This is a genomic window from Halobacillus litoralis (assembly GCF_009856415.1).
Lineage (GTDB): Bacteria > Bacillota > Bacilli > Bacillales > Halobacillaceae > Halobacillus > Halobacillus litoralis_C.
In genome coordinates this window covers 997,078-1,023,163 of the sequence record NZ_WMEZ01000001.1, presented here as the reverse complement: position 1 = coordinate 1,023,163, position 26,086 = coordinate 997,078, and the positions used below count along the sequence as shown (strand labels likewise).

The window sequence follows — 26,086 nt, the reverse complement described above, 5'->3', positions numbered from 1 at the left end:
TCTTTTTATCAGAATCGATGATTATGAGTTATTGAATGATATGTCAGTCTTGTGTAAGATTCGGTTTCGAGATGTTTGTGAGAGCTTAGAGGCTCCGGGAAAAGTTTCGCTTTCCGTGGGCGAGTGATGAGCCTCCTCGAGCTAACGCTCTGCGGGGTCTCATCTACAACGCACTTCCCACAGGAGTCTCACCGTTTCCCTCCGCCCCTTTGCCTAACTAGTGTCTCGAAACCACTTTTCATGACCTGGCTGTTGGAATAAACTCTCATGTACAGGTGTTTGAATCCTGAAAGCTTTTATTCCGTGCTTAACGCTTCTAATATTCGATAGTGGAAAACTATCCGACTTACTAATGGGGTTCGATTCTCACATACATCGAAAGGGGTGGTTGGGAAGCTGCGAGACTCCCGTGGGAGAAGGAGGTAGGCGAGATCCCACAGGACGCAGTCCGAGGAAGCGCGGCCCTCCCCCACAGGAAAGCGAGTAGCTTCCCAGCCACCCCTGACGCTCTACAACAGCAACGAACCACGGAAACATCTCGAAACGGAGTTCTCCAAAACCGGCAATAAATAAATTGGGAAGAGGTGAATGTATGGGGATTGATGCTTGGATTTCGATTTTAGCGGATGTTGGTTTTCCTGTAGCGGTGACCTTTTACTTGTTACACCGCGTGGAAGGAAAGCTTGATCAACTGATTGAAACACTACATCAACTGCCGGAAAAAATAGCGACGACTAAATGAATGGACGGCATTTTTGAATGTAAGATCAAAGAACATAAAACGACCCGCCTGATGTTCGGCGGGTCGTTTGCCTGTTTATTTCGTTAAGCCCCATTCGTTGAACGGATAAATGATCAACTCGGTACGTCCGATGATTTCTTCTTCTTCAACAAAGCCGAGTCCATTCCTACTGTCTTTACTGATGGATCGGTTGTCTCCCATGACGAAATATTTTCCTTTTGGCACTTCGATGGGTCCGAAATCTCTCGTTGCGGACGCGGCCTCTTCCGTCAGATACTCCTGGGTCTGCTCTTCACCGTTCACATACAGTTCATGATCACGGATTTCCACCGTATCTCCCGGCTGGCCGATGACTCGTTTGACATAACTTTTTACTGGTCTCTCAATGATGACGATATCCCCGCGTTCGGGTTCATCTACATAATATATGATCTTATTGAACATGACGCGTTCTCCGTTTTTGAGTGTCGGGTCCATACTTGCACCTTCAACAATTGATGTGGCAAAGAAAAATGTTCGTAGTATAAATGCGAGTGTAATGGCAACAGCAATGGCTTTCAACCATTCCAACCATTCTTTTTTTGATTGCTCAGACAATCTCATCTTCCTTTCTAGATGAACATAGAATATCTCATCCTTAATTTTACCATATCGTTGCGGAAAGAAAAGTGCAGGGGGGAGGCTTTTACCAAATTGTAATCTCTTTTTGCAGGCTTTATCTCAAATTATCAACCGCTGTCGAAATTTCAGAATCTTTACCGATTGTCTTTACAAAAGTATAGAAAATTGAGATAATTTTTTCCGTGCAGAAATGTATGCGAACACACATTCTTTTCTTTTTGGCATAAAAGGTGTACAATAATAGACAAGAACAAGTCAGGAGGTAGTCGAAGGTGCAAGTAGCCGACAAAGATCCTCGTATTGCTGAATTAGAGTATTTACGGAAAAAAATGACGAGAGTGGCGTTTGAAAAAGGGCTATCAAGCCCCGAGTCTGTTAGGATCAGTCAACAACTCGATGCCCTTTTGAATGAAGTCCAAAAAAATAAACCGAATTAAAAGAACTCATGGGATCTGCATCCATGAGTTCTTTTCATGTCCGTACATAAAAAATCTTTGAGGTGAACGGGCAACTCTCATTGTACCCGAACCTCTAAGTTACACCTCTTTTGAGATGAAGTCCTCTAGGCGCTGAAGTCCTTTTTCCAACGTATCCATGCTGTAGGCATAGGATAAGCGCATATACCCTTCCCCATATTCTGAAAAGGCATCCCCTGGAACAAGGGCGACTCCTGCTTCTTCGACGAGCTGCACGGCACGCTCGAACGTCGTCTTTCCATTCAAAGGAAACTTCAAGAAAACGTAAAAGGCGCCATTAGGTTCAGCGAATGAGATTCCCATTTCCTTTAATCGTGTGACGACGAATGCCCTTCTTTCACGATAAGCCTCACGCATCGTTTGGGCATCTTTTTTTCCGTTGGTCAAAGCCTCAAGGGCCGCATGCTGGCTGATTGAAGTCGCACAGGAGACGTTGTATTGATGGACTTTCAATAGGTGACGACTCAGCCAGGAAGGGGCGAGCAGATAACCGATTCTCCAACCGGTCATACTGTGGGATTTCGATACACCGTTTATAACGATCACCTGGTCACGAACATCGGGAAAGCTTGCTATCGATGTGTGCGGACGATCATAGACAAGTTCACTATAAATTTCATCGGCTAATAAGAAGAATTGATGTTTTTTAATTACATCTGCAATCCCTCGTAGTTCTTCCTCAGTTAAAGAAACACCCGTCGGGTTGGAGGGATATGGCAAAATAACGGCCTTTGTTTTCGAAGTGATCATTTCTTTGATTTTATCTCCCGTCAACTTGAATCCGTCATGACTTGTATCGATGAACACAGGTGTACCACCAGCCAGACGGATCAGCGGCTCATACCCCGGATAGACGGGACCTGGCAATAGCACTTCATCCCCAGGCTGGAGGATGGTCCTTAACGTAATATCAAGCGCCTGGGAAGCACCGACTGTGACGATGATTTCTTCTTCTGCTCCATAATCGAGTCCATATGAATCTTTCACGTGCAGCTGAATGGCTTTTCTGAGGGAAAGCATCCCGGCATTGTGGGTGTAACTCGTTTGATTATTTTTGATGGCTTGTATTCCTGCTTCTTTTATTTGCGGAGGTGTTGGAAAATCAGGCTGTCCAATGGTCAATGAAAGGACGTCTTCATAGTTTGCGACCATGTTGAAAAAACGGCGGATACCTGAAATTTCTATTTGTTTTACTTTTGGGTTGATAAAGTTTTCCAATGCGAAGTCTCCTTCTTTACATAAAGTTAACAAAATGTTCAAACAATTATCGCCTGAAATTTGTTGAATTTTGTTATAATTTAAAATAAGCCCATGAAAGGAGATGTATAATGAGAAGTCAAAAACGAATTTCCTTTGAAGACTTAGTGGATCGTAACAAACGACAACTGTTGAACGATCAGGAAGCAATCGAAAAAATCGAACGTCAAATAGATGAAAAACACGCAAGAAAAAACGATTCCGATGCTTATGTAAACTGATGATATCACACGAAAAAGCAACCGCATAGAAGGGGTTGCTTTTTTACTTTTCCGATAGGACATGGCAAAATATAGATATAGGTACCAAATGTGAAAAGGAAGGTGTTTGATCTATGGATGATGTCGGTTTAGTTCTTGAAGGCGGAGGGATGAGGGGCGCCTACACCGCAGGCGTGCTTGATTTCTTCCTTGATGAAGGCATTCACATTCCCTATGTGGTCGGAGCATCAGCAGGAGCATGTAATGGAAGCTCTTATGTTGCGAGACAGCGGGGGAGAAATTATGAAGTGATTGTCGAGTACGGGGCGCATCCAGAATACATATCGTACAAACGGATGATTACAAAACGGCAGTTGTTTGGAATGGATTTCATATTTGACAAGCTTCCGAACCAGCTCGTTCCCTTCGATTATGACACGTTCCTTCAACAAAAAACACGTTTTGTCGTAGGAACCACAGATATGAAAACGGGAGAACCTGTCTTTTATGACCGCTTCCCTGACAGGGAAAGTCTTTTAAAAGTCATCCGCGCTTCAAGCTCTTTGCCGATGGTTGCTCCAAGCATTCAGTATGATGGACGTGAGTTGATGGATGGCGGCATTGCCGACCCGATACCGATGCAGGCTTCCAAAAGGGATGGGAACAAAAAGCATGTGGTTGTGCTAACGCGCAACGATGGATACATCAAAGGCCGGATGAAGGGAGGGTGGTACTTCAACCGAAAGTACAGACAGTTCCCGCTATTTGCGAAAGCTTTACTTGAGAGGCACGTTCGTTATAATCAGCAGTTGCAAAAAGTGAAGGAAGCGGAACAAAATGAAGAAGCATTCGTCATCCGTCCTTTAAAACCGTTGAAAGTAAGCCGGATCGAACGGAACCGTGACCGACTGCACGACTTGTATGCTCAAGGATATGAAGAAGCGGTGGCTCATGCGTCCAGACTAGAACGGTTCTTGCAAGTGAGTGGATGATGGTGGTCATGTGGTTTGAGCGGGAAGCAGGGACGATGCTGTATCGTCGTCATCCTTCTCATAACGAAGGGAAGGAAAGACAAGACATGCGCCCTTATGGGTGGGTGCATGCTCCTATTTTCTTTTCTGCGTTATCCGTTACCTGGACTTCCATTCAGAAACCCCGTTTACCTGAAGATGAACCACAGTCCATGACTCTTGCTTCGATGTCGTTACAATTGTGGAGCGCTGCATTTATTTGGTGAGCATCCCTCCTATGCTTGATCATAGGGGTGCGCCTATTTAAAGAAACGGAGGAGAAGTGATGAACCAGGCTGCTGAATTTTGTGAAGCCGTAACCACAGCATTTGAAGAACATAGAGATGAAGACAAGCGAATTCCAATGGAAAACTATATGAAGAACCACTATCCCTTTTTCGGGATCAAAGCTCCTGAGCGGAAACAAATCCTTTCACCACTCTTGAAAGAATATAAAGGGATGAGGGAAGAAGAGCGCTTGGAAGCAGCGATTCTGCTTTTTGAAAAGCCGGAAAGGGAAAGTCACTATGCCGCTCTCGCTTTACTTGAAAAGGGAATCAAGAAAGCTCCGGAACACAGCATTGATACATACAAACAATTGCTTATGACGAAACCATGGTGGGACACGGTCGATATGATCGCGTCTACTTTGTGCGGGGGATATTTTCTTCGATACGAAGATAAGCTGCGCCCCTACACAGAGGAGTGGAGACAGTCTGACCACCTCTGGGTACGACGTTCGAGCGTGCTCCATCAGTTGAAATATAAAGAAAAGACAGATGTTCCACTCCTTTTCGAAACGATCGACGATCTCAAGCATGAAAAAGAATTTTTTATTGAAAAAGCGATCGGCTGGGCGCTCCGTGAATACAGCAAAACCGATGCAAGTGCTGTGATCGATTATCTTCATCGGGAGGAAGTCCGTCCTTTAAGCCGGAGGGAAGGTTTGAAGTGGCTGAAAAACAAACAACCCCAGCTTTTAGAGGGGTGAAGTTTATTCCTTTCTATCCTTGTTCATAATGGTAAAAAAGAACAAGGAGCGGTAGATGATGAATATTCTGGATTGGTTCGATCCATCGTTTTTAGAAGAGACCATAAGCTGGCTTGATCACGATCTATTGGATGTTTTTGGACTGAAGCCGGAGTATGTTCAATTTTCACTCATTTTTGCATTCATGCTCTCCCTCATGTGGGTCGTCAAACCGGTGATCGAATGGATGATGCTGAATCATTGGAAGACCCTATCAAGCTATGTGACCAGTACTCTTCTTGCACTGGTATTCCTTCAGCTCGTCGATCGTTATGCCATGTCCGATACGACTTCAACCCTTCCTGCTTCCTATTGGTCGGTCTGCCTTCTCGCGATCAGCAGCTTCGGGGTGGTTTATGTAATGATTACGTGGATGCGTAAACTATATGCCCGCCTATCGAAACGAAGCAAAAGAAAAGCGGCCTGATTTGAAACCTTCTCTGTTCCTAATCGTAGAATAAGTTACATACGGGAGTAGAGGAGGAACATCATGGAAATCGGCATCTTATTTCTCACGTTCCTGATCTTCGGGGTCGGGTTGTTGGTATTGAATATTATCACGAGTGTATGGGCGTATCGCGACTCTGTCCGCAAAGGCAGAAGTACCGCCTACAGCCTCGTCGTCCTTATCGCAACATTATTTTTTCCCTTAGTCGGGCTGATTGTATATCTCATCATAAGAAATGATTAAAAAAAGAGCGGACCTCCCGCTCTTTTTTTGTGCTCTTCGTTATTAAAGGACATGGCAGGATTGTGGAAAACTTGATTTCGAGATGTGTCGGGGTTCGTTGCTTGGGATAAGCGTCAGGGGTAGCTGGGAAGCTACTCGCTTTCCTTTGGGGAGTTGCGAGCTTCCTCGGGCTAAAGCCTTGCGGGATCTCGCCGATCTCCTTTCTCCCACGGGAGTCTCGCAGCTTCCCAACTACCCCATTCCATGAAGGTGAGAAACGAACCTCTTTCCTGTGGGAAGGTGCCTTCCACTATCCTGGTGCTATAAGTATAAAGCGCTCTATGCCAAGCTCGTAGAATTCAAACACATAGTTTGATAGTTTAATTCTCACACTTCCATCAAGCTGGAAATGCTGCTTATTCCAGTAGTGGTTTCGAGACACTCATATGGTCAAGGGGCGGAGGGAAACGGTGAGACTCCTATGGGACGCGTGGGACAGGTGAGACCCCGGAAGGCGTATCCTGAGGAGGCTCAGCGCCCGCCCCATGGAAAGCGAACCTTTTCCCGCAGCCCCTAAGCTCCCAAAAACATCTCGAAACTGAGTTTTCAACTAAAGGGAGCTTATATGGAACAAATGAGAGGCTTTTAGTAATCGAGGACAACGGCTTCACATTTAGACTTTGATAGACGATATAAAGAGTGGATTCTATCAAAGGAAGGACGATGCTTCATGAAGCAGGGTCAAGGCATATTACTTGAAAGTGGAACAAACGAATTAGAAATCGTCGAATTTGGAATTGGGAAGAACCGATTCGGCATCAACGTCATAAAAGTAAAAGAAATTTTGAACCCTCAACCTGTTACGAAAATCCCCCATTCCCATAAATCAGTGGAAGGGATCATTGAAATCCGCGGCGAAGTCGTCCCGGTCGTAGATGTAGCGGGTGCCCTTGGTTTTTCACCATCCAAAAATCCGAAGCAGGATAAATATATTCTGGCTGAATTCAATAAAACAAAAATCGTTTTCCATGTGCACACCGTTACACAGATTCACCGCATCTCGTGGGAACAGATTGAGAAACCGAATAAGATGTATCAGGGTTTGGAAACGCAAATTACCGGCGTGATCAAAATGGACGAAGACATGCTTTTGCTGCTGGATTTTGAAAAAGTAGTCGCAGATATCAATCCTGAATCCAGTATTAACACGGAACAGCTGCGTGAACTGGGGCAAAGGGATCGATCACAAAAGAAAATCCTGATTGCAGAAGATTCCGGCATGCTGCGTGCCATGCTACAGGAAACGTTAAGTGAAGCGGGCTATGAAAATACGGTCTCTTTTGAGGACGGAAGAGAAGCCTACGAACATTTGGAAGATTTATTGGAAGAAGGGAAAACGATCGAAGAGGAATATCAGGTGATTATCACGGATATTGAAATGCCCCGTATGGACGGCCACCACTTTACTCGTTTGTTGAAGGAGCATAGCGATTTGAGCAAACTCCCGGTCATCATCTTCTCCTCACTGATTACCGATGATCTTCGTCACAAAGGTGAAATTGTCGGAGCCGATGCTCAAGTTTCCAAACCAGAAATCGTAGAACTCGTAAAAATCATCGATCACCACATCCTCTAAAAAGAAGGGTTCTATAAAAGTAGGTCCTATTCGTTATTAAATTAAATGGCAGGATTGTGGAAGACTCAGTTTCGAGACTCTTGTTGAGTGGGTGGGGCTGCGGGGAATGACTCGCTTTCCGCGGGAGCGCGGTGAGCCTCCTCAGGCTAACGCCTTCCGGGGTCTCACCAAGCACTCTGTTCCCGCAGGAGTCTCGCCATTCCCCTCCGCCCCTTTGCCATGGAAGATTCTCGAAACCACTTCTAAAAGATCAGCTTTTATCATTAACAATAGTGGATATATAAACCGCTCTACAGAACGTAAAAGCTTGCTATAGAGCGCTTTATGCCTGCTTAGGAGGTGGAGAGTGGCAGACACTCCCTCTCGGTATAGGGGTTCGTATCTCCCTTACATGGAATGGGGTGGTTGGGAAGCTGCGAGACTCCCGTGGGAGAAGGAGATAGGCGAGATCCCGCAGGACGTAGTCCGAGGAAGCTCGGCCCTCCCCCACAGGAAAGCGAGTGGCTTCCCAGCCACCCCTGACGCTCAACTCAGCAACGAACCCCGAAACATCTCGAAACTGAGTATTCAAGAATAGGGAGCTTTTGTTGTATATGGATGAGAGGTAAACAAAAGAAGGAATAAAAAAATCCGCTCCGAGGCGGATTTTTTTATTCCTTCTTTAATCGTTCGAACAATTCATCGTGCCAAGCATAGGCATGCTTGGACAATGTTTCGGGTCCAGATTTTGTTGGTGATGAATTGACGACAATATTTTTGTGATGATCTGACAGGTGCTCATAAGAAGCACGCATTTCCGTTGTGTATTCCATATACTTCTTTAAATGATATAAAAAATCTTCGACTTCACTTACTGGCATTCTATCATCCTCCTCTCCTTGTCCATTCCTTATTTCATAAGAAATGAAACCTCGAAAAGGGTTTACGGCCGCCTTCTTCGGCGCTGGTTCCACGGGCTGCCCGTCGGCTGGCCGAGCATACTCGGTTGTGAAGTGCCTTGGAAAGAATAGGCTGGCTTTTTCGGTTGTTTCCAATTCAGATAATGGTAAAGCGTTCGTTTGGCTCTCGACAGTGACAATTTGGGTTTTGGGTTCCGGTAGGACTGGTCGACCTTTCCTAAATGTTCCAAATCTTGAAAGTCTTTTTTTGTTGCAGGAACATGGAAATAGTAACCACCAACTTCAATGAGGAGGGTCGAGTGCTGCTGGCTGAATTTCGGATGGTCGGAGAAATGGAGTCCGACCTTTTTGGCGCGGTTTTCATTTAGGAGTTTGTCAATCGTATGCTTTTTAATGTCATAGAGATGCCTAGGTTCTGGGGCTGTTTTGGCATGTCGATTGACGATAAATAGGGATTCGGCTAATTCGCGGTTGGATATTTGATTGTCTTTCATCTATGATCTCCTTTCCATCCAAGTATAGCTCTCTTTTTATCATTTTACAACATTTTACAATATCAGGATTCACTTTTATATTTCTTTAGATCTTCGACGATTTTCGCGACGGATTCGGCCTTCGTTCCGCTGTAGGTTTCTGCAATGTTTCCATCAGGGTCGACGAGGAAAAAACTCGTTCCATGAGCGACCTGATTTGAATCTTCCATTTTCTTGACGGGGGACTGGAATGATTTAATGGACCATTCTTTCACTTCCTGAAAAGAGTAACCTGTAAGAAAGTCCCACTGCTCATAATTCGGCTGATAGTTCTCGGCAAAAGAAAGCAGTTCTTCCGGAGTGTCATTCTCAGGGTCTACACTTACCGAGACGAGCTGAACGTCTAGATTCTCTTGCTCTAATTGTGCTTGCAGTCTGGACATATTCCCTGTCATCGGAGGACAGACGGTTTCACAGTTGGTGAAGATGAAATCCGCCACCCAGTATTCTCCGGCGTATGCTTGTGGTACAGATACCTCTTTTCCGTGTTGATTCACGGCTGATAATTCATTGACATCCTTCGACCCACAGGCCGCCGTAATCGATAGGAGAAAAATGATGCTGATCCAAAATCTTAATTTCATGAGATCCTCCAACTTTCTAAATTGTCTTTAGTTTACCACTCGAAAGGGGAAAGGACAGACTTGTTTTCGATCTGTCACAAAAATGTAAGAGTTCAACCGGTTCATAGCGTTGATTTTAATTGGAATACAGAAAATTCCGGGCGGCACATGAACCGGTAAGGAAGTCTTGTCGTGCCGATCCCGCGGCTCACATAAAGATTAAACCCGTTCACCAAGGGATAATGCCCTTCGACGAAATGTTCAGCGAACGGTGGAGTGACAAGGTAGCCGAAAAAAGGTACCTGTACTTGCCCGCCATGACTGTGCCCGGACAGTTGGACATCCACGGGGTAATGCTGATACTCAAGCGCCACATCCGGCTCATGCACCATTAATAAGGTAAACGATTCCTTAGGAGCATTTTCGAGTGTCCGTTCTAAATCTGGTTTGCCCAGCATGATGTCATCGACACCTGCAAGTGTGAAGGAGGCGGAACCATTCTCAATGAGGGTATGTTCATTTTGTAAAAGTTGAAAGCCGCTTTGCACCATGACATCGCGGATCTTTTCCGTTCCATAGCCGCCATGGTCATGATTTCCATAGATCCAATACTTCCCTTGTTTCGCTTCCAAACGTTTCAGTATTTGAATGAGGCGAGGTGGAAAAGAGTAGGTGTGCGGTTCGTCTACGAGATCTCCTGTAAACAAAATGAGGTCGGGTTCCTCTTGATTCATTTTTTCAACGAGCCGTTCTAAATCATCCAATTCATAATGAAAGCCTACGTGCGTGTCAGAAAACTGAAGGACTTTGAAATTATGAAAATGCTGCGGAATCTTCCCGTGTTCGATATCGTGACGGCGGACGGCGAGCATATTCGGTTCCATGTACCGCGCATAGGAATATCCGAACGCGTTGATGCCGATTAATGCTGCCGCGCTCGCTAATGTACGTTTGATGAAGGTTCTTCTCGTTATTTTCATGACGTCTCTCCTCTGAATTCTTTCGCCATTATAACATGGGTGAGGGAAAGATTACGTCGAATTTTTATACTTTCTTTTGAAAATGAACAGGTATTCAGTTTGTTCTTGTTGAATTACATAAGTAGTCAATAAGAGGAGGTTTGTACATATGGAAAATCAAGTCGTTATCGTTACAGGTGGTTCCAGCGGAATGGGACTGCATATGGCACAGAGGTTTGTAGAAGAAGGAGCAAAGGTTGCAATTACCGGCCGGAATGTAGAACGGTTGGAAGAAGCGAAAAAACAAATCGCCAATGGAAAAGAAGATCATGTCCTAACCGTTCAAATGGACGTCCGTGAAGTAGAAGATACCCAGCGGATGGTGAAAGAGACAGTAGAAGCCTTCGGGAGAATCGATCATCTCGTCAATAACGCTGCAGGTAATTTCATTGCACCCGCAGAAGAGTTGTCTCCGAACGGATGGAATTCCGTCATCAACATCGTTTTGAATGGAACATTTTATTGCAGCCAGGCCGTCGGTAAGTATTGGATTGAAAATGAAATTAAGGGGTCGATTTTAAACATCGTCGCTACCTACGCATGGAATGCGGGCGCTGGCGTGATTCATTCCGCTTCAGCGAAATCAGGAGTGCTCACGATGACTCGGACACTTGCGGTGGAATGGGGAACGAAATACGGCATACGGGCCAATGCCATTGCTCCTGGGCCGATTGAACGGACCGGTGGAGCTGAGAAACTGTTTCAATCAGAGAAAGCAGCCCAGCGTACGCTTGCTTCCGTACCTCTTGGCCGCTTAGGGAAACCAGAGGAAATCGCGGGCCTTGCGAAGTTCATTTTATCTGAAGAAGGGGCTTATATGAATGGAGAGGTCGTCACCCTTGATGGAGGCCAATGGCTGAATAAATTTCCTTTTTAAAAGGGGAGGCAGCATGGAAAAGAAATGCTTCTTTTGTAAAAAGACGTACACATTAGACCGGTCGGACCCGCAGTATTTGAAAATCAGTAAAAATCCAAAAGCTTCTTACGTCTGTAAATCTTGTAACCAATCGATGCAGAAGGATGCTCAAACATCTACGGGTCTTCACCCGGATATGATTGATTCTCATGATAAATTTCTAAGGTGATAGAAGAAAGAAACGTCCAGGGGGTACACCTCTGGACGTTTCTTTCGTTAACCCCTATCATTTTTTTTCACATTTCTTCTTTAATCCCTTTTCTCACCAATACCCAGTTTGCAGGGTAACTAGTAAGGAAGCCAAGAATCATCGCAATTTGCATCATGAACCAATACGTAGCCTCGTTCGGCTTCGGTGGCTCTTGAAACAGAACGAAATGGACGAGGGCCATCCAACCGAACATCCCCACTTCAAAAGCAATCAATGATAACGAGTCGGCTTTGATGGCAGCCCAGACGGCTCCTTTTTTTCCGAGATCTTTATTCATCGGATAGATTGCATAAAACTGAAAAAGGATGCCGAATAAGTAAGCCAGGATAAATTCAACGGTGTAGTGGGCGAACAGCGTGGACCCCGCAATCATCATGCCCGTTAAAGCGACGATCGGTACACCAACCGCATCACCAAGGGTGCAGCCTGCTGAACAGTGGCTCGTGGAAACAAACACTTTGGCAGGTCTTCCGCGGTGATCCTCTTTATCATTATCTTTGCTCTTCAAACGACCCCATTTAAAGTAAGTCCATAAGGCAAAAGGACCCATGAACCATCCATTGATTGGCCAGACGACATTCATGATTTTCATCATTTGAGGGTGTCTCAGAACATCGATGGTAATAATAAGAGAACATAAAAGACCAATTGCAAGAGCGATCACAGAAATCGTGGACAACATTCCAATCACCTCAGTACTTTTTACGTTTAAATATCTATACCCTCAGGTAGTAAAAAAATAAACACGAAAAATATATAGAATTAATAAGCTTAATTGTTGACTATTATACCTATACCCGGTATATAATATTAAACAAAGGAGGCGGTGGATATGTCAGAGAGTATTCTCCCAGAGGATAGCGGTAAACAGCCAGCAAAGCCGAGGACGGAAGATGAAAAGGTTGCCGTGCTGAATCGATTGAAACGAATTGAAGGCCAGGTTCGCGGCATTCAGAAAATGGTGGAAGGTGATCGTTACTGTGTAGACATTCTTGTTCAAATTACAGCGATTAATAACGCATTGAATAAAGTCGGATACAACTTGTTGGAGCGTCACACCCACCATTGCGTCAAAGATGCCATTCAAAAAGGCAATGGTGATGAAGCAATTGATGAATTGATGAAAGTCGTCCAACAGTTTTCGAAATAAGGGGGTGTAAAGATGGCTGATCAGAAGCAGATGAATATAGGAGTCACGGGAATGACTTGCTCTGCCTGCTCCACCCGAATTGAAAAAGTCCTCAACAAAATGGATGGCGTGGAAGCAAACGTCAACCTTGCGATGGAAAAGGCGAATGTCCACTATGATGAGTCAAAAGTGCAGCCTGAGGATATAGAGGCCAAGATTGAAAAACTTGGCTATGGCGTTCAGAAAGAGCGTGTAGAGCTGGATATTCAAGGGATGACCTGCTCTGCCTGTTCAACAAGGATCCAGAAAGTATTGTCTAAAACGAGTGGGGTAAGTGAAGCGAATATTAATTTAGCGACAGAAGCGGGGCTTGTCGAATACGACCCAAACACACTGACCGTCGATGACATCATTGGGAAAGTAGAGAAACTCGGTTATCATGCGGTGACGAAGCAGAACCGGGAAGAACAAAAAGAACAGAAGGAAGAGGAAATCCAAGCGAAAAAACGGAAGCTTTGGATTTCAGCACTGTTATCTTTCCCTCTCCTTTACACGATGATCGGTCACCTACCGTGGGATATCGGTCTTCCTGTGCCCATGTGGTTGATGAATCCGTGGTTTCAATTCCTGCTCGCAACGCCTGTCCAATTTTATATCGGAGGCCAGTTTTATAAAGGAGCTTACCGGGCACTCTCTAATAAAAGTGCCAACATGGATGTCCTTGTTGCGCTTGGAACTTCGGCCGCTTATTTTTACAGCTTAGTTGAAGCGATCCGATGGCAGTTGAACCCATCGATCACGCCGGAGCTTTATTTTGAAACGAGTGCCGTCCTGATTACCCTCATCCTTGTAGGGAAACTCTTTGAAGCACTCGCTAAAGGCCGGACGACAGCTGCCCTGACAAAATTGTTGAACCTTCAGGCGAAAGAAGCAACCGTCATTCGCGATGGAAAAGAAGAAAAAATTCCGATTGATGATGTTCAGGTCGGGGATGACATCCTCGTCAAACCAGGGGAGAAAATCCCTGTCGACGGTACGGTTGTCAACGGCATCACCTCTGTCGATGAATCGATGATCACAGGAGAATCGATCCCTGTCGATAAACAAGAAGGTGAACCTGTCATCGGTTCAACGATCAACAAAAATGGAACCATCACAATGAAAGCAGAAAAGGTAGGAAAAGATACGGCTCTATCCGGCATCGTCAAAATCGTAGAAGAAGCGCAAGGATCAAAAGCACCGATCCAAAGAACCGCGGATCAGATTTCTGGTATCTTCGTTCCGATAGTCGTCGGTATTGCTCTGTTGACTTTCCTTGTGTGGTTCCTGATTGTCTCGCCGGGAGAATGGCCGCCAGCCTTAGAAGCTGCCATTGCAGTGCTTGTCATTGCCTGTCCTTGTGCGCTTGGTCTGGCTACACCGACTTCGATTATGGTCGGTACCGGTAAAGGCGCAGAACAAGGCATTTTGTTCAAGGGCGGTGAATATTTGGAAGGCACCCACCGTTTGACGACGATTCTATTAGATAAAACCGGTACCGTCACGAAAGGAAAACCGGAAGTGACGGATTTTGTAGCTTTTGATGATGAGAAATCTTTATTGCCTCTCGTCGTTTCTGCAGAAAAATCATCTGAACATCCGCTTGCAGAAGCCATTGTCCAATACGGAGAGGAAAAGGGTGTCAAAAAATCAGCTGCTGTGGATTTTGAAGCCATTCCTGGACATGGAATCAAAGCCATAGTGGACGACGAACGGGTCTATATCGGAACAAGAAAATTAATGCAGCACGAAGACATCGATTATGGTTCGTATGAAGAGTCCTTGGTTACACTGGAACAACAAGGGAAAACAGCGATGTTCATCGCTGTCGAAGGGGAACTGAAAGGTTACATCGCTGTGGCAGATACAGTCAAGGAAACCTCTAAACAAGCGATTGCTGACTTGAAAGCCATTGGACTGAGCGTCTATATGGTCACAGGAGACAACCAACGTACCGCGGATGCGATTGCTAAAGAAGTGGGCATCGATGGGGTCTTTGCAGAAGTCCTTCCTGAGCAAAAAGCTGAAAAAGTGAAAGAACTGCAGAAACAGGGAGAAAAAGTTGCCATGGTTGGAGACGGCATCAATGATGCTCCTTCCCTTGCTACTGCTGATATCGGGATCGCAATCGGGACTGGATCTGACGTTGCGATTGAAACAGCAGACATTACTCTTGTCGGTGGAGACCTTGCTCACTTGAGTCAGGCCATCCGCTTGAGCAGAAAAACGATGCGCAACATCCGTCAAAATCTTTTCTGGGCGCTTGCCTATAACTCTGCAGGTATTCCAGTCGCTGCGATTGGACTTCTCGCTCCATGGGTAGCAGGAGCAGCCATGGCCTTCAGTTCTGTAAGTGTCGTCACGAATTCACTAAGACTGAAACGGGCTAAAATATAAGATGAAAGTCAGGATTTTGTTGTAATTCTTAATCAGGAAAGCATACAAAAAATGAAAGGGTGTTGAAAATGGAAACAACATTGAAAGTAGAAGGAATGACATGTGGACACTGCAAGAGTGCGGTTGAAGGAGCGTTGAAAGAAGTGGATGGCGTAAATGGTGTGGACGTCGATCTTGAGACAGGAAATGTAAAAGTATCTCATTCAGAAACCGTCAATAAAGTGGAAATGAGAGAAGCGGTCGAAGAACAAGGGTATGACGTGGTATAGCACATACAACCCTCGGGTATTAAACTGCCTGGGGGTATTTTTCAAAGAGGTGAGCGAACATGGGAAACGGTAAAAAAGCAGCACTGAGTTTACTTTTAGCTTCCACTTTTCTTGGTGCCTGCAGTCAGGAAGTGGAAGAGGAAGCTGTGGATCCTAAGGATAGCAAAGAAGATAAGGTGGAGAATCAGGAATACTTACAGTCATTTCAAGGAAATCTCGGACATGTCCACGGTTTAGGGTATATAGAAGAAGGATTTGCTTTTGCCGCACATACAGGAATTAAAATTTATCAGGAGGGGCAATGGAAAGAAGCGATCGATCATTCTCATGATTATATGGGCTTTCAGGTGAGAGAGGACGGATTTCTGGCTTCAGGACACCCGATTCCTTCCAGTGACCTTCAAAATCCGCTGGGACTTCAAAAGGGGAAGGTTTCTGAAGAGGGTTTAGAAGCTCTTGCTTTTGATGGGGAAAGTGATTTTCACGTGATGGGCGCAGGGTTTGCCAATGAGTCTGTTTACGTGTTTAATGAGCAACCTAATTCCCAGTTGGATCAAGGATTTTACAAAAGTACAGATCTTGGCTCAACATGGGATTCAATAAATGCGGAAGGCATCGAGGGTGGTGTATTCCAAATGGCTGTCCATCCCACAAATGGTGAGACGGTGGCGATTGCTACAGATTCCGGAGTTTTCTTAAGTGAAAACGGTGGGCAGAGCTTTGATAGGATTTCTGAATCTGGACAAGCTGGAGGCCTATATTTTACTGAAGACGAATTATTTTACGGGTTATACAACGGCGAAGCAACGATGACCTCCTATTTAATTGGTGAATCCGGCACATCCGATGTTTCCATTCCCGACCTGACCGAAGACGCTGTCATGTATTTTACAGCAAAGGACAACCGAATGGTCATTTACACCTTTAATGGTTCCGCTTATATTTCTGAAGATGGGGGAGAGAATTGGGAGAAAATTGTTGAAAAAGGGGAAACCGTTTCGTAAGGAAGAAACTCCAATGGAAAGCCATTGGAGTTCTTTTTTTGCCTGCCGGGGACCATTCAGGTGTAGAAGCGAAGTTCTCTACAGAAAAAAGACTCGCAGGATAGATCTGCGAGTCTTCAATCAACCAATGATATAGAAGAAAATCGAGAAAAAGTGAAGGATCGAGCCGCCGAGCACGAACAAATGCCACACCATGTGATGGTATTTGAAGCTCCGCCAGACGTAGAAAATCGATCCGATCGAATACATGACGCCCCCGACAACAAGATAAGTGATGCCTGCTGCAGGGACTTCCGCCGTCAATGGACCCCAGGCAAGGACGATCAACCAGCCCATCAATACATAAAAGACCGTGGACATCACGACAAATCGTTTGACGAAGAAGACTTTGAAAACAATTCCGAGAATGGCCATTCCCCAAACGATGCCGAACAACGTCCATCCAAGTGTACTGCGTAACGGAACGAGCATGATCGGCGTGTACGTTCCGGCAATGAAAAGGTAGATGGCGGAGTGGTCGAAAATCTCAAACAAATCTTTGGCTCGGCCGGGCGGGAAGCTGTGAACGAGTGTCGAGGATACGTACAGGATGAGCATCGTGACCCCGTAGATCGTCACACTTGTAATATGCCAGGCATTGCCGCCGAGACTTGCGAACACAATGAGCAGGACGAGCATGGCAATACTGAGGATCGCACCGATGCCATGGGTGATGGCATTGGCGATTTCTTCGCGCTTTGTAAAGGTGTGTGTCAGCACATTATTCAACTCCAATTTCATGAACTGATTTCATTATACGCTTGATTCGTCTTTTTATAAAGAATGGAGAATGAAACAGGTTTATTCAGAACAGTGTTGAGGGTAATAGATAGTCGGAAGAATGTTAGAGAGAGAAATGTCGGAAATTGCGTTCGTGCTTAGGTAGAAAATGTGTTAGAATATGTAATGGTCTTAAGAGCGTCTCTTTCTGCTCCTTCAATGTTCAAGAAAAAGAGGAGTGAACAAGAACATGGTAAGTTTAGAAAAAGAAGCATTGAGAATCCCACTTGTTTCGGAACTTATGATCCCAGCTGAAAAAGTAGCTCATGTGCAAATTGGTAACCCGCTCGAGCATGCGCTTTTGGTTTTAGTGAAGTCTGGTTATTCTGCGGTACCTGTGCTGGATCCTACTTTTAAATTTCAAGGAGTCATCAGCAAAACGAAAATTTTGGAAGAAACATTGGGAATTGAACAATTTGAATTGAACCGACTATCTGAAATGACGGTCAGCGAAGTGATGGATGATGAAGTGCCTTGCTTGCAGCTTGGTGACAGCATGATAGATGCGATGCACAAGCTCATTGATTTTCCTTTTGTCTGTGTGACGAATGAAGAAGGAGAATTCGACGGGATTATCACACGTCGGACAATCCTCAAACAATTCAGCAAGCATTATCATGAAACGTTTAAACATACAATGGTAGCAACAGAATAAACCGATTATGATAGAATAGATGGCATCCAAGATGTCATCTATTTTTGTATTGAAGGTGAACGTACATATGAAGAAAGACAAACAAAAACGGGGACTTGTGCTGGCATCGATCATGCTCGCCATGTTCCTTGCAGCGATCGAAGCGACGATCGTGTCCACGGCGATGCCGAGTATCGTAGCCGATCTTGGTGGTTTCAGCTTATACAGCTGGGTTTTTTCAGCGTATCTTCTTACGAATGCAGCGACCGTCCTGCTTTTCGGTCGATTAGCTGATGTCTTCGGTCGGAAACCGATTTTCATGCTCGGAATCAGCCTTTTCCTACTAGGAGCGGTTCTTTGTGCTCTTGCTCCTTCGATGAATGTTCTGATCGGCGCAAGGCTCGTTCAGGGACTGGGAGCTGGAGCGTTGATGCCGATTGCGACAACGATTGTCGGTGATATTTACACAAAAGAAGAGCGGGCGAAGATTCAGGGGTACTTATCTAGCGTCTGGGGCATCTCCGCTGTGACGGGGCCTGCGCTCGGGGGCTTCTTCGTCGACCTTCTATCCTGGCCGTATGTATTCTGGATGAATATCCCTCTCGGACTACTTGCTCTTTTCGGGATTCTCTTTTTCTTTAAAGAAGAGGTTTCTAAAGAAAAAAGAAGTGTGGATCTTGCCGGTTCCATGTGGGTCGTCATTACGGTCAGCACGTTGATGATCATTCTTGTAGAAGGCGGGGTAGGGATTGATTGGATGTCCTGGACGATGCTTTCGATGATTATCATCGCTCTTTTTGGTGCTCTGGCCTTTTTCTTTCATGAGAGAAAAATGGATGATCCGATGATGCCAATGGATTTATGGTACATCCGCTCCATCCGCTACGCCAACCTCACGTCGCTTACGACCGGAATGATCCTGATCGGGGTGAGCAGCTATTTACCAGCCTTCGTCCAGGGAGTGATGGAGCAATCGGCGACTGTTGCCGGCTTTACGCTTACGACGATGTCGATTGGCTGGCCGATTGCAGCAACCGTCGCTGGACGCCTGATTTTAAAAATCGGCTTTCGCCCAACCGCTATCCTTGGCGGGGTCTCGCTGATCATCGGGGGAACCATCTTTTCCATGCTCAGCCCCGAAAAAGGCCCCGTGTTTGCTGCGATGGGATCGTTATTCATAGGAATCGGAATGGGGCTATCATCCACCTCCTTCATCGTTTCGATTCAAAATAGTGTCGAATGGCAAAAGCGGGGTATTGCGACGGCAGCCAATATGTTCATGCGGACGATTGGGAGCGCCGTTGGAGCAGCACTCCTGGGAGGAATCTTGAACAGTCAGGTGGCAAACGCGATCGAGCGTTCAAGTCTTCCGGCCTCTTTCAGTGTCGATTCTGCCAATTCACTGCTTAGAGAGGAAACGAGAAAGCAGTTGAGTGAGGAAGCTCTCCTTGTTTTACAGGACGGTTTGACATCAGGCCTGCATCTCGTCTATATGGGTTTACTCATACTCGCTGTATTGAGTTTTCTACTAATTCTCAGAATTCCAAAAAAAGAAGATTGAAAAAGTCTGGCTCCCTTTGATAAAGTAAAGGATGAAAGATACATAAAGGAGGAACTACTCATGAAACAAATGGACGCAAATGAAATCATTTCATTCATATCAAATAGTGAAAAATCAACACCGGTCAAAGTTTATTTGAAAGGTGAAAATTTGGAAAACATCGAATTTGGCGAACAGGTACAAGATTTCATCACAGGTAATTCCGGGGTTATCTTCGGAGAATGGAAAGTCATCCAGCCGATTCTAGAAAAATATGAAAACGAAATTGAGGACTATGTGCTAGAAAACGACCGCCGTAATTCTGCGATTCCTCTGCTTGACTTGAAAAAGGTCAACGCACGCATCGAGCCAGGCGCTGTCATCCGTGACCAGGTTGAAATCGGAGACGGAGCGGTCATCATGCTTGGAGCGATGATCAACATCGGTTCTGTCGTCGGTGAAGGAACGATGATCGACATGAATGTCGTGCTTGGCGGCCGTGCCACAGTAGGGAAGAACTGCCACATTGGTGCCGGTGCTGTCCTTGCAGGCGTTATTGAACCACCTTCTGCAAAACCGGTCGTTATTGAAGATGGTGTTGTCATCGGTGCGAACGCTGTCGTTCTTGAAGGGGTAACGGTCGGTGAAGGCGCGGTCGTTGCTGCCGGAGCGATTGTAACAGAGGATGTACCAGCCAACACTCTTGTTGCCGGTACACCTGCGAAAGTGATCAAAGACATCGACGATCAGACGAAGTCCAAGACTGAAATCATGCAGGCCCTTCGTAAACTGGATAACTAATTTTCTCAATCCGATTAAATAAAAGGAAGGGCCTTGCTCCCAGAGCAGGGCCCTTCGTATAGGGAGGGACCTTTATGAAACAAGAAATGTTGGCAAGTATCAGGAGAGAGCTGCATCAAATTCCTGAACTCGGCTTTGAAGAATATAAAACACAGCAGTTTTTATTGGACTATATAAACAAACTGCCTCAAGAAGCTTTGACAGTAGAAACGTGGCGGACGGGGATTTTTGTAAAAGTCAAAGGGAACGTTGGACATAAAACGATCGGTTACCGGGCGGATATCGACGGACTTCCACTAACGGAGGAGACGGGATATGAATTTCAGTCCATACATGAAGGTCGGATGCATGCTTGTGGCCATGACTTTCATATGACCATCGCGCTTGGAGCTTTGACCCGGCTCGTTCAGGATCCGGCTGATGATGATGTCGTATTCCTGTTCCAACCCGCAGAGGAAGGTCCGGGCGGGGCAGAACCGATGCTTCAATGTGAAGCGATGGATAGATACCGGCCGGATGTCGTCTTCGGATTGCACGTCGCCCCTGACCTCCCCGTAGGTTCTGTTTCGTCCAAACCAGGGTTATTGTTTGCCAACACGAGTGAATTGTTCATCGATTTCAAAGGCGTGGGAGGACACGCAGCCTTTCCTCATTTGACTCATGATATGGTGGTCACAGCCAGTGCATTCGTTTCCCATTTGCAACAGATCGTCGCCCGCAGAGTCGATCCATTGGACAGCGCAGTCATTACCATTGGAAAAATCGAAGCAGGGACGGTGCAGAATATTATCGCCCAGGCCGCCCGCTTAGAAGGAACGATCCGTACATTGTCTCCAGGAGCTATGGATAAAGTCAAAGCGGAGATCGAGAAGGTGGCCCGCGGTTTTGAAATCGCTAATGATTGTCACATTCACATTGATTACGGGTCCAATTATCACCAAGTGTTCAACGATGCAGATCAAGTGCAACGCTTTGAACAGCTCGTGCAAGAGACCGAATATCAGTACAGAGAGGCGAACATGGCGATGACTGGCGAAGATTTCGGTTATATGGTTAAAGAGATTCCAGGGTTCATGTTCTGGCTGGGCGTCGATTCGGAAGCGGGTCTTCACCAATCGACATTGAAACCTAAGGAAGAGGCTCTTGCTGTAGGCGTCCATATCGTTGAAAAAACACTTCGAGAGCTGTAAAGTGCGCATAGGTTGGCCATTCCAGTTAACAATAGAGGATAGATGAGAGAAGGAGGAGGTTTCCTCCTTCTTTTTTATAAGGAGTGGCCTTGATGGAAATAACGATTAAATTGACGGCAGTGGTAATATTGATTCTGCTCACTGCTTTTTTTGTAGCGAGTGAATTTGCCATTGTAAAGGTTAGAAAAACAAGACTGGAAGCAAAAGCAGCGGAAGGTCACAAGAAAGCGGAGAATGCCATCCGTGTCGTCAGTGATCTTGATTATTATCTTAGTGCCTGCCAATTAGGCATCACGATCACTGCCCTTGGACTCGGTTGGTTAGGGGAACCCACGCTTGAAGTTTTGTTGAGGCCCTTGTTTGATCAAATTGATTTACCCGAAGGCCTCACCCACACCCTTTCCTTTGTGATCGCCTTTTTTGTCATCACCTTTTTACACGTGGTCCTCGGAGAGCTTGCTCCGAAGACCATGGCAATCCAGAAGGCGGAAAGTATCACCCTGCTTTTAGCCAGACCCCTTATGTTATATAGCAAATTGATGTATCCACTCATTTGGCTGTTGAACGGATCTGCCAATATTTTTGTGCGCATGCTCGGTTTCCAGACCGCTCGTGAATCGGATGAAGTGCACTCGGAAGAAGAGCTGAGGCACATTTTAACGAAAAGCTATCAAAAAGGGGAAATCAACCGATCCGAGTATACGTATGTCGATCGTATCTTTGAATTTGATAACCGGACGGCGAAAGAAATCATGATCCCTCGCACAGAGATGGCTGTTCTTGATGTAAGACAGTCGGTGACGAATGCGGTAAGGGAAGTGAAGCACAACCGCTACACCCGCTATCCCGTAATCGAAAGCAGCAAAGACGAAATTATCGGCATCATCCATATGAAAGAACTGCTCTATGATGATGCGGAAAATCAAAGTACGCTCCGACCATTTTTACGGCCGGTCATGAAAGTGTTTGAGAATATTCCCATCCACGACCTGCTCGTTAAGATGCAAAAAGATCATACGCACATGGCTGTCCTCATTGATGAATATGGTGGAACGTCGGGCATTGTGACCGTGGAAGATATTCTTGAGGAAATCGTCGGGGAAATCCGCGATGAATTTGATGCAGAAGAAGAGCGTGATATCAAACGGCTTAAAAATGGCCACTTTTTGATTGAAGGCAAAACGGCGATCCAGGACATCAATGATTATTTTGATATTCAATTGGATCACATGGATATTGATACCATCTCAGGTTGGATCTATACAAAAGATTTTGAAGCAAAAGAAGGAACTGTAGTCGAAGGAGAGGGCTACCGATTTAAAATCGTAGACCTCGTCAAAGGACAAATTAAGAAAGTGGAAATGTGGAAAGAAGAATCAAAATAACCCGACCTCATAAGGTCGGGTTATTTCTGTTATTAAGACTCTTTTTGAATAAACACTTGATGTGGGAATGGAATTTCGATATCCGCAGCATCCAAGGCTTCTTTCATCGCTTTTCTCATATCACGTTCAACCGCCCATTGTTCCATGTTTTCGGTTTTACCGAGGATACGAATGACCACATCAGAAGAACCGAGGCTCTGGACACCAAGCACATTCGGTCCCTCGACAAAACGCTCGTCCTCTGCGAATTGGTCCGCGACTTTTTGAAGAACCGCGAGAGCTTCATCAATGTTCTCGTCATAACCAATGCCGATATCCACAAGTGCGCGCATGTTCCCGCGGGAGTGGTTGGCGACACCGACAATGTTTCGGTTCGGAACAAAGTTCAATGTCCCATCGAAGCTGCGGATTTTCGTCGTACGAATACCGACTTCTTCCACGACCCCGTCATAACCACCAGCTGTGACGTAGTCATCGACTTCAATCTGGCGCTCGATCAGTAAGAAAAATCCGGTAACGATATCAGACACAAGCCCCTGTGCCCCGAAGCCGATCGCTAACCCGAGAATTCCGGCACCAGCAAGCAATGGCCCAATCTCGATATTCACTGCACTGAGCAGCATCATAATGAGGATGAAAAGTAACGTGTAAGAAAACAGGTTCACAGAAATCTTCTGTAACGTTTTGTTTCTTCCTTCTGCAATATTGCGCTGCTGGCTCATACGATTGATCGCTGCCTCAATCGCTTTCGTACCTAATGGTTTGATAATCGCAAAGGCGATAAGGATGACAACGATTTTCAATCCTCCAGTGATCAGCCACTCAACGAGGACATCAAAATTAAAATTTAATCCTTCTTCAAATAAGTTCATCAATAAACTCCTTTCCAACTTCCAGTCTCCTCTATTAGAATAGCGGAATCTGACAGGAGAATTCAATGTTTTACATTTAAAGACACAAATTTTTTTGGATAACTACTAAGACAAAAGTAGAGGGAATAGCGAAGAGTGTCAAAAAGCTTACCCATGAAGAATGTATAGAAGGAGATGATCCTCCATAAGAATGGAAGGGTTGTGATTTGAAAAACCTTTGTTTTCCATGCAAATTCTGCATGAGCCCTGTCATGCTGTAAGTCCTGTTTCAAGAATTTTAATAAGATTTTGAGAGGGAGGTGAACCTTTCCTGGTAGCCTCAGAACACTTACTTCTACAACTTTTGTATGAGGGAAAATCATCCTCTAGATAGAAAATTTTAAAAATTATTGCAAATGGGTAGATATTTATTTCGTAACCCGATATATTTAATATTACGTTAAAAAATAAGAAGGAGGGAAACCTTTGGAAACGTTTAAAAAGCTCAAACAATTTTATTGGCCATTTCGAAAATTTTTCCTTTGGTCAAACTTTTCATTACTGTTCGTAACCCTCATCACTGTGGTTTATCCAATTGTATTGAAGCTAACGATTGATGATGTCGTTCTCGCCGAACAATACAGTCTCATTCCTTATATATGTATCGTATTTATCGGACTCATGGTTATTAAGGGATTCGCTACATATTTCCACCAGTATTTAGGAGATTACTTTGGCATCCGGTCCGTTTATACGCTCCGTGATGAGTTGTATAAAAAATTGCAGCGGCTTCCTTTCCGCTATTATGACAATGCGAAAACGGGCGATTTGATGTCAAGACTGACCGCAGATGTGGAAGGATTCCGTTTTTTCCTTTCCGTGGGATTCTCGGAACTGATCCGGATTACGTTGTTGATCGTCTTGAGTTTGAGCGTCATGTTTTATTTTTCTGTACCCCTAGCCCTTGTAACAATGGCGGCGATGCCGTTTCTTGCGCTTGTGGTGTACCGATTTGATCGCAAAGTGCACCCGGCTTTCCGTAAGATCCGTAAGTCGTTCGGTATGCTGAATACAAGGGTTCAAGAAAATATCAGTGGTATGAACACGGTAAAGTCTCTTTCTAGGGAAAATTTTGAAATCGGACGTTTTTCGAACAGAAGTGAGGATTACCGATCAAAATTCATTACAACCTCCAACATATGGGCCCGTTACTTCCCATTGATGGAGTTTATCGGCAACGTTTCGGTCGTAGCCCTTCTTGCGTACGGGGGCTCCATGGTTATGAACAACACGATGCAGTTAGGAGAATTGGTGGCCTTTTTCAGTCTAGTCTGGTATATTCTTGGACCTTTGATGAATTTAGGTTTCGTCATTAACCTTTTCTCTCAAGCCAAAGCTTCTGGTGAACGGTTGCTTGAAATCTTAGAAGCAGAAGAAGAAATTAGTGAGAAGGACGCAGCGATTCATCAAGATCGTCTGCAAGGTCATGTGACGTTCAAGGATGTCACTCTCACTTACGTTGAAGATGACGATTCAGCATTGAAAGATATAAGCTTTGATGCTCCTCCTGGAAAAACGATGGGACTGATCGGAGCTACAGGATCAGGGAAAACGAGTATCACTCAATTAATCACCCGTTTTTATGAACCGGAAAAAGGGGAAGTCCTTGTGGATGGTCGCCCGGTTCAGGATTATGGATTGAAAAGTCTGCGAAAGAATATCGGCTTTGTTTTACAGGAGTCGTTTCTTTTCTCAACGTCTATTAAAGAAAACATTGCTTATGGAAATCCAGATGCGACACTTGAAGATGTCATCGATGCCGCGAAAAGGGCACAGGCTCATGAGTTCATCATGGATATGCCTGACGGTTATGACACCCTATTAGGTGAGCGTGGAATGGGACTTTCAGGTGGGCAAAAACAGCGGATTGCCATAGCGCGAGCGATTCTCATCGATCCAGCGATTCTTGTGTTGGATGATGCCACCTCTGCTGTTGATATGGAAACAGAGTTCAAGATTCAAAAAGCGTTGCAGGAAGTGATGAAAGGACGTACGACATTCATCATCGCTCACCGTATTTCTTCATTGAAACACGCCGATGAAATCATCGTTCTTGAAGATGGAACCGTCAAAGAGCGCGGTGTCCATGAGGACCTTCTTATTAATGGAGGACCTTACCAACGAATCTATGATATTCAATATCAGGATAAAGAGAAAATCCTAAAGACATCTAAAATTTCCTAAA

General features: G+C 45.2%; 30 protein-coding genes. 21 read left to right on the top strand and 9 right to left on the bottom strand.

The annotated features are described in order from the left end of the window. The first annotated feature begins 598 nt into the window (after positions 1-598). Positions 599-742 (top strand): YvrJ family protein, encoded by a 144-nt coding sequence (locus tag GLV98_RS05375; RefSeq protein WP_160912987.1) that lies wholly within the window; start codon positions 599-601, stop codon positions 740-742. Positions 743-817: 75 nt separating this feature from the next. Here the strand turns inward: GLV98_RS05375 and lepB are convergent, their stop codons facing one another. Beyond that, a complete protein-coding gene (gene lepB, locus GLV98_RS05370) occupies positions 818-1,339 on the bottom strand; it encodes a signal peptidase I (RefSeq protein ID WP_160912768.1) in 522 nt (173 codons plus the stop codon). 296 nt (positions 1,340-1,635) lie between these two features. Between lepB and GLV98_RS05365 the strand changes: the two genes are divergently transcribed. After that, complete coding sequence (locus tag GLV98_RS05365) at positions 1,636-1,800, top strand: Spo0E family sporulation regulatory protein-aspartic acid phosphatase (RefSeq protein WP_160912766.1); 165 nt, start codon at positions 1,636-1,638, stop codon at positions 1,798-1,800. 99 nt (positions 1,801-1,899) lie between these two features. Here the strand turns inward: GLV98_RS05365 and GLV98_RS05360 are convergent, their stop codons facing one another. Continuing rightward, positions 1,900-3,057, bottom strand: coding sequence for an aminotransferase A (locus GLV98_RS05360; protein ID WP_160912764.1), 1,158 nt, complete (start codon positions 3,055-3,057; stop codon positions 1,900-1,902). Positions 3,058-3,167: 110 nt separating this feature from the next. On the opposite strand from GLV98_RS05360, the gene GLV98_RS05355 reads away from it, so the two are divergent. The 7 genes from GLV98_RS05355 to GLV98_RS05325 all read left to right on the top strand — a co-directional run bounded on the left by GLV98_RS05355 (position 3,168) and on the right by GLV98_RS05325 (position 7,642). Next, the gene (locus GLV98_RS05355) at positions 3,168-3,317 is read left to right on the top strand and encodes an FbpB family small basic protein (protein WP_160912761.1); all 150 of its coding nucleotides are present in this window, start codon (positions 3,168-3,170) and stop codon (positions 3,315-3,317) included. A gap of 113 nt (positions 3,318-3,430) precedes the next feature. Beyond that, the gene (locus GLV98_RS05350) at positions 3,431-4,288 is read left to right on the top strand and encodes a patatin-like phospholipase family protein (protein ID WP_160912759.1); all 858 of its coding nucleotides are present in this window, start codon (positions 3,431-3,433) and stop codon (positions 4,286-4,288) included. Between the two features lie 8 nt (positions 4,289-4,296). Further along, positions 4,297-4,533, top strand: a complete 237-nt coding sequence (locus tag GLV98_RS05345) for a hypothetical protein (protein WP_160912757.1) — start codon at positions 4,297-4,299, stop codon at positions 4,531-4,533. Positions 4,534-4,592: 59 nt separating this feature from the next. Next, a complete protein-coding gene (locus GLV98_RS05340; RefSeq protein ID WP_160912755.1) occupies positions 4,593-5,297 on the top strand; it encodes a DNA alkylation repair protein in 705 nt (234 codons plus the stop codon). 55 nt (positions 5,298-5,352) lie between these two features. After that, positions 5,353-5,763: an alkaline phosphatase family protein gene (locus GLV98_RS05335; protein ID WP_237417030.1), complete on the top strand. Its 411-nt coding sequence runs from the start codon at positions 5,353-5,355 to the stop codon at positions 5,761-5,763. Positions 5,764-5,826: 63 nt separating this feature from the next. Continuing rightward, positions 5,827-6,027 (top strand): PLDc N-terminal domain-containing protein, encoded by a 201-nt coding sequence (locus GLV98_RS05330; protein ID WP_160912753.1) that lies wholly within the window; start codon positions 5,827-5,829, stop codon positions 6,025-6,027. Positions 6,028-6,736: 709 nt separating this feature from the next. After that, a complete protein-coding gene (locus GLV98_RS05325) occupies positions 6,737-7,642 on the top strand; it encodes a chemotaxis protein (protein ID WP_160912751.1) in 906 nt (301 codons plus the stop codon). Between the two features lie 650 nt (positions 7,643-8,292). Here the strand turns inward: GLV98_RS05325 and GLV98_RS05320 are convergent. The 4 genes from GLV98_RS05320 to GLV98_RS05305 all read right to left on the bottom strand — a co-directional run bounded on the left by GLV98_RS05320 (position 8,293) and on the right by GLV98_RS05305 (position 10,617). Further along, the gene (locus GLV98_RS05320) at positions 8,293-8,502 is read right to left on the bottom strand and encodes a hypothetical protein (protein ID WP_160912749.1); all 210 of its coding nucleotides are present in this window, start codon (positions 8,500-8,502) and stop codon (positions 8,293-8,295) included. A 62-nt stretch (positions 8,503-8,564) separates the two neighbouring features. Beyond that, complete coding sequence (locus tag GLV98_RS05315; RefSeq protein WP_160912747.1) at positions 8,565-9,035, bottom strand: YkyB family protein; 471 nt, start codon at positions 9,033-9,035, stop codon at positions 8,565-8,567. A gap of 62 nt (positions 9,036-9,097) precedes the next feature. Next, positions 9,098-9,658 carry an SCO family protein gene (locus tag GLV98_RS05310; protein WP_160912745.1) on the bottom strand — a complete coding sequence of 187 codons (561 nt, stop codon included), beginning with the start codon at positions 9,656-9,658 and terminating at the stop codon, positions 9,098-9,100. A gap of 101 nt (positions 9,659-9,759) precedes the next feature. Next, positions 9,760-10,617: a metallophosphoesterase gene (locus tag GLV98_RS05305; RefSeq protein ID WP_160912743.1), complete on the bottom strand. Its 858-nt coding sequence runs from the start codon at positions 10,615-10,617 to the stop codon at positions 9,760-9,762. A gap of 148 nt (positions 10,618-10,765) precedes the next feature. On the opposite strand from GLV98_RS05305, the gene fadH reads away from it, so the two are divergent. Together fadH and GLV98_RS05295 are read left to right on the top strand one after the other, a co-directional pair. After that, positions 10,766-11,533, top strand: a complete 768-nt coding sequence (gene fadH, locus GLV98_RS05300; RefSeq protein ID WP_160912741.1) for a 2,4-dienoyl-CoA reductase — start codon at positions 10,766-10,768, stop codon at positions 11,531-11,533. A gap of 13 nt (positions 11,534-11,546) precedes the next feature. Further along, a complete protein-coding gene (locus tag GLV98_RS05295) occupies positions 11,547-11,741 on the top strand; it encodes a DUF2197 domain-containing protein (RefSeq protein ID WP_160912739.1) in 195 nt (64 codons plus the stop codon). 67 nt (positions 11,742-11,808) lie between these two features. Here the strand turns inward: GLV98_RS05295 and GLV98_RS05290 are convergent, their stop codons facing one another. Then, positions 11,809-12,465: a DUF4396 domain-containing protein gene (locus GLV98_RS05290; protein ID WP_160912737.1), complete on the bottom strand. Its 657-nt coding sequence runs from the start codon at positions 12,463-12,465 to the stop codon at positions 11,809-11,811. Between the two features lie 150 nt (positions 12,466-12,615). Here GLV98_RS05290 and GLV98_RS05285 point away from each other — a divergent pair, with 150 nt between their 5' ends. The 4 genes from GLV98_RS05285 to GLV98_RS05270 all read left to right on the top strand — a co-directional run bounded on the left by GLV98_RS05285 (position 12,616) and on the right by GLV98_RS05270 (position 16,621). Continuing rightward, on the top strand, positions 12,616-12,933 hold the full coding sequence (locus GLV98_RS05285) for a metal-sensing transcriptional repressor (RefSeq protein WP_160912735.1): 318 nt from the start codon (positions 12,616-12,618) through the stop codon (positions 12,931-12,933). A 12-nt stretch (positions 12,934-12,945) separates the two neighbouring features. Further along, complete coding sequence (locus tag GLV98_RS05280; RefSeq protein WP_160912733.1) at positions 12,946-15,348, top strand: heavy metal translocating P-type ATPase; 2,403 nt, start codon at positions 12,946-12,948, stop codon at positions 15,346-15,348. 68 nt (positions 15,349-15,416) lie between these two features. Then, the gene (locus GLV98_RS05275) at positions 15,417-15,617 is read left to right on the top strand and encodes a copper ion binding protein (protein WP_160912731.1); all 201 of its coding nucleotides are present in this window, start codon (positions 15,417-15,419) and stop codon (positions 15,615-15,617) included. A 59-nt stretch (positions 15,618-15,676) separates the two neighbouring features. Next, a complete protein-coding gene (locus GLV98_RS05270; protein WP_160912729.1) occupies positions 15,677-16,621 on the top strand; it encodes a F510_1955 family glycosylhydrolase in 945 nt (314 codons plus the stop codon). 120 nt (positions 16,622-16,741) lie between these two features. On the opposite strand, the gene trhA is transcribed toward GLV98_RS05270, so the two are convergent. Then, a complete protein-coding gene (gene trhA / locus GLV98_RS05265) occupies positions 16,742-17,401 on the bottom strand; it encodes a PAQR family membrane homeostasis protein TrhA (RefSeq protein ID WP_160912727.1) in 660 nt (219 codons plus the stop codon). A 229-nt stretch (positions 17,402-17,630) separates the two neighbouring features. On the opposite strand from trhA, the gene cbpB reads away from it, so the two are divergent. The 5 genes from cbpB to GLV98_RS05240 all read left to right on the top strand — a co-directional run bounded on the left by cbpB (position 17,631) and on the right by GLV98_RS05240 (position 22,990). Beyond that, on the top strand, positions 17,631-18,095 hold the full coding sequence (gene cbpB, locus GLV98_RS05260; RefSeq protein ID WP_160912725.1) for a cyclic-di-AMP-binding protein CbpB: 465 nt from the start codon (positions 17,631-17,633) through the stop codon (positions 18,093-18,095). 67 nt (positions 18,096-18,162) lie between these two features. Continuing rightward, complete coding sequence (locus tag GLV98_RS05255) at positions 18,163-19,635, top strand: MDR family MFS transporter (protein ID WP_160912723.1); 1,473 nt, start codon at positions 18,163-18,165, stop codon at positions 19,633-19,635. 60 nt (positions 19,636-19,695) lie between these two features. After that, entirely contained in the window at positions 19,696-20,415 is a 720-nt protein-coding gene (gene dapD, locus GLV98_RS05250) for a 2,3,4,5-tetrahydropyridine-2,6-dicarboxylate N-acetyltransferase (RefSeq protein ID WP_160912721.1), read from the top strand. A gap of 74 nt (positions 20,416-20,489) precedes the next feature. Continuing rightward, entirely contained in the window at positions 20,490-21,605 is a 1,116-nt protein-coding gene (locus tag GLV98_RS05245; protein ID WP_160912719.1) for an N-acetyldiaminopimelate deacetylase, read from the top strand. A gap of 92 nt (positions 21,606-21,697) precedes the next feature. After that, positions 21,698-22,990 carry a hemolysin family protein gene (locus GLV98_RS05240; RefSeq protein WP_160912717.1) on the top strand — a complete coding sequence of 431 codons (1,293 nt, stop codon included), beginning with the start codon at positions 21,698-21,700 and terminating at the stop codon, positions 22,988-22,990. A gap of 32 nt (positions 22,991-23,022) precedes the next feature. Here GLV98_RS05240 and GLV98_RS05235 read toward each other — a convergent pair whose 3' ends face one another. Further along, positions 23,023-23,862: a mechanosensitive ion channel family protein gene (locus GLV98_RS05235; RefSeq protein ID WP_160912714.1), complete on the bottom strand. Its 840-nt coding sequence runs from the start codon at positions 23,860-23,862 to the stop codon at positions 23,023-23,025. 465 nt (positions 23,863-24,327) lie between these two features. Between GLV98_RS05235 and GLV98_RS05230 the strand changes: the two genes are divergently transcribed. Beyond that, a complete protein-coding gene (locus GLV98_RS05230) occupies positions 24,328-26,085 on the top strand; it encodes an ABC transporter ATP-binding protein (protein WP_160912712.1) in 1,758 nt (585 codons plus the stop codon). The last annotated feature ends 1 nt before the right edge of the window (position 26,086 follow it).